This is a genomic window from Acidovorax sp. KNOB132 (genome assembly GCF_057541515.1).
Map to the genome: position 1 here is coordinate 1 of NZ_BAAJYT010000345.1, position 3,123 is coordinate 3,123.

Here is a 3,123-nt window from a genome sequence, read left to right on the forward strand (position 1 = left end):
CCGGGCCGCCCGTGGCCCACCAGAGCAGGGCGGCGGCCGCGGCGATGCCGCACGCCGCCAGTGCCGCGCCGGGGATGCGTGCCACAGGCGGGTGCGCTATCGGCCGGCTTGTCACAGGCCTACTTTCTTGAGGCGGTTGGCCTGGTCCAGGTACAGCGTGACCGGGGCCACCGACAGCCAGTCCCGCAGGCCGAGCAACTGGTTGACCTCGTCCAGATGGTTCTGGCGGTAGTCGCCCAGGTGTTTGCCCAGGCGTGCCGAGCAGGCCGACACCAGGCCGTCGTTGGCCTCGTTGAACACCAGCCCGGTCGTGGCGAGCAGGGCGTCGCTGGCATCGAGCACGTTGGTGACCGTGCGCACGCCGGTCCACGAGTAGTAGCGCACGCCGTTGACCAGATCGGCCCCGTCGCCGCAGCCGCTGGTGGGCACGCCCGCGCCGAAGCGCTGGTTGAAGCGCGCCGAACCCTCGGTGGTGAGCGAATCCAGCGCCGCGGTCGGCATCTGCGGCAGGCCGCTGCCGCCTGACGACAGATTGATGAGCGCCACCAGCGCCGAAGCCGCCTGGCTGGCCACCGCCTCACTCACGCTGCCCTTGGGCGCGACCCCGCGCACCACGTCCGCCACGCGCGAACCGCGGTTGACGCCGCCCACGGAGGTGACCGACGCCACCCACTGCGGCGCCACCCCGGCGACGTACCGCGCCGTCGGGCCGCCATGCGAATGGCCGATCAGGTGGACCTTCTCGGCGCCCGTGAGCGCCCGGATGTTCTTCACCTGGGCCAGCAACTGCTCGCCCCGCACCTCGGTGCTGTTGGCCGCCGATACCTGCGCCACGAACACGCGGGCGCCATCGCGCTGCAGCGCCTGCGGAATTCGGTAGAAGTAATCCACGCCCAGCGCGGAATCGAATCCGAACAGGCCGTGCACCAAAACGATGGGGTAGCGGGTCTGCGCGTAGCCGGACTGGGCGCTGGCGCCCTGCAAGCCCTGCAATGCGAACGCGGCCAGGACGAAAGCGAAACCGCGCAGCAGGCGGCTGAATGCAACGAACATGGTTTGTCTCCGGTGGTGGTGTGAAAACACTCTCTTATAAAAAAGAACGATCGTTCTTTTTTGGAGATTTTGCGACGATGCGCAGCCTTCCACATCGGGACATACGTGCATTCGGCAGCGATGGAATTCACCTTCGCAGCCGTGCCTGAGATCCGTAGAATCCTGCGCCATGACCGCTGACCACGCACTCGACAAGCTCGACCGCGCCATCTTGCGCTGTTTACAGGTGAACGGACGCGAGACCTACGACGAAATCGGAGAGCGGGTGGGGCTGTCGCCGAGCGCCGTGCTACGCCGCGCCAAGCGCCTGGAGGACAGTGGCGTGATCGACCGCTACGTGGCGCTGGTCCGGCCCGAGTCGGTGGGCCTGGGCCTCACGGCCTACCTGAACGTGCGCCTCGAAAAGCACACCGAGAGCCACAAGCGCAACCCCATGGACCTGTTTCGCGCCAGCGTGCAGACCTGGCCCGAGGTGGTGGAGTGCGCCGCGCTCACAGGCGAGATGGACTACCTGCTGCGCGTCGTGGTGGCCGACATGGCGCACTACAGCCGCTTCATCATGGACACGCTGCTCAAGCACCCCAGCGTTCAGGATTGCAAGACGAGCTTCGTGCTGGACCGCGTGAAGGCCACCACCGCCGTGCCGGTGTAGCGCGCAGGCGCTCTTGAATCCATAGCTGCCCGCGCCCTCGGGCCCGTCGGTGGCGCCGTCCGGGGGCGGAGAGGCTTCGCCTGCTGTGCCGCAGTGCAACAAAAAGTTTGGCCAGGGATAAGGGAAAACCCTAAAATCGCGCCATCATGATCCCCACCCAAGACTGGCTTCGCGCGTCCCCCGATGCAGGCGGCACTGTGCTGCGCAGCGAAGCGCCCCGCCCGCCGCACCGGCGGGGCAGCTCGCCGGTCATGGTGCCGATCCGCTCGCTCGGCCCCGGGTACCGCGAGCGCATCGCCGCCCACCTGCTGCGGCTGGAGCCTGCGGACCGCTACCTGCGCTTCGGCTACGCCGCCAGCGACGAACAGGTGCAGCGCTATGTGGACCAGCTGGATTTCGTGCGCGACGAGATCTTCGGCATCTACAACCGGCGGCTCGAACTCATCGCCGTCGCCCACCTCGCCTACGCCGATTCGCCGGAGCACCAAAGCTGCGCCGAGTTCGGCGTGTCCGTGCTGGGCCAGGCGCGGGGGCGCGGCTTCGGCGCGCGGCTGTTCGATCGCGCCGTGATGCATGCGCGCAACCAGGGCGTGAGCATGGTGTTCATCCATGCCCTGAGCGAGAACACCGCCATGCTGAAAATCGCGCGCAATGCCGGCGCCACCGTGCGCCGCGACGGCTCGGAGTCCGAGGCCTACCTGCAACTGCCGCGCGCGGCCTGGACACCCGCATGGCGCAGATGGTGGTGCACCAGTTCGCCGAGATGGACTACCGCTTCAAGAAGCAGGCCCGCCAGTTCTGGCGGCTCCTGGCCGGGCTGCAGGAAGTGCGGCGCGGCGTGCGCGACGGGCGCCACCAGTCGGCCGAATGACGGCCCCGGGCGCCCGGCAGGGCCGCCAGCGCGGCGCTTCCGCTATCCTTAGGGCCTGATCAACCACCGCACGTCCTGCATTCCAAGACCGTGTCCGACCCCCATTCCGCGCGCCCGTCCGAACGAGAGGACAAGCGCACGTTCCTGCAGCGGCTCGTCGAGTTCATCCACCCCGGCCCGGATTCGACCGACGAGCTGATCGCCACCCTGGCGGAAGCCGAAGACAACCAGATCATCAACGCCGATGCCCGCGTGATGCTCGAGCGCGTGCTGCGCATGGCCGAGATGCGGGCCAGCGACGTGATGGTGGCCGCCCCGCGCATGGACCTGATCGACATCGAGGCGCCGTTCGATGCCCTGCTGCACCAGGTCATCGACACCGCGCACTCGCGGTTTCCCGTCTATCAGGGCGAGCGCGAGAACATCATCGGCATCCTGATGGCCAAGGACCTGCTCAAGCTGCAGCGCGCGCCGGAGCTGAACATCCGCGCGCTGTTGCGCCCTGCGGCCTTCGTGCCGGAGAGCAAGGGCCTGAACGACCTGCTGC

General features: G+C 68.1%; 3 protein-coding genes and 1 pseudogene. 3 read left to right on the forward strand and 1 reads right to left on the reverse strand.

The features are described from left to right. Positions 1-111: 111 nt before the first annotated feature. Positions 112-1,053 (reverse strand): lipase family alpha/beta hydrolase, encoded by a 942-nt coding sequence (locus tag AC27IO_RS22195; protein ID WP_498740796.1) that lies wholly within the window; start codon positions 1,051-1,053, stop codon positions 112-114. 169 nt (positions 1,054-1,222) lie between these two features. On the opposite strand from AC27IO_RS22195, the gene AC27IO_RS22200 reads away from it, so the two are divergent. From AC27IO_RS22200 to AC27IO_RS22210, 3 genes and pseudogenes are all read left to right on the forward strand, one after another. After that, positions 1,223-1,705, forward strand: coding sequence for an Lrp/AsnC family transcriptional regulator (locus AC27IO_RS22200; RefSeq protein ID WP_092745358.1), 483 nt, complete (start codon positions 1,223-1,225; stop codon positions 1,703-1,705). A 146-nt stretch (positions 1,706-1,851) separates the two neighbouring features. Then, positions 1,852-2,576 (forward strand): annotated as a pseudogene (locus tag AC27IO_RS22205) (GNAT family N-acetyltransferase). A 90-nt stretch (positions 2,577-2,666) separates the two neighbouring features. Beyond that, positions 2,667-3,123 (forward strand): CorC transporter family protein (locus AC27IO_RS22210; RefSeq protein WP_498740798.1); only part of this gene is annotated, 457 nt, incomplete at its 3' end.

Bases quoted from the DNA above. Each gene is read 5' to 3' on its own strand.
- AC27IO_RS22200 (WP_092745358.1), top strand. From the start codon at position 1,223: ATGACCGCTGACCACGCACTCGACAAGCTCGACCGCGCCATCTTGCGC.
- AC27IO_RS22195 (WP_498740796.1), bottom strand. From the start codon at position 1,053: ATGTTCGTTGCATTCAGCCGCCTGCTGCGCGGTTTCGCTTTCGTCCTG.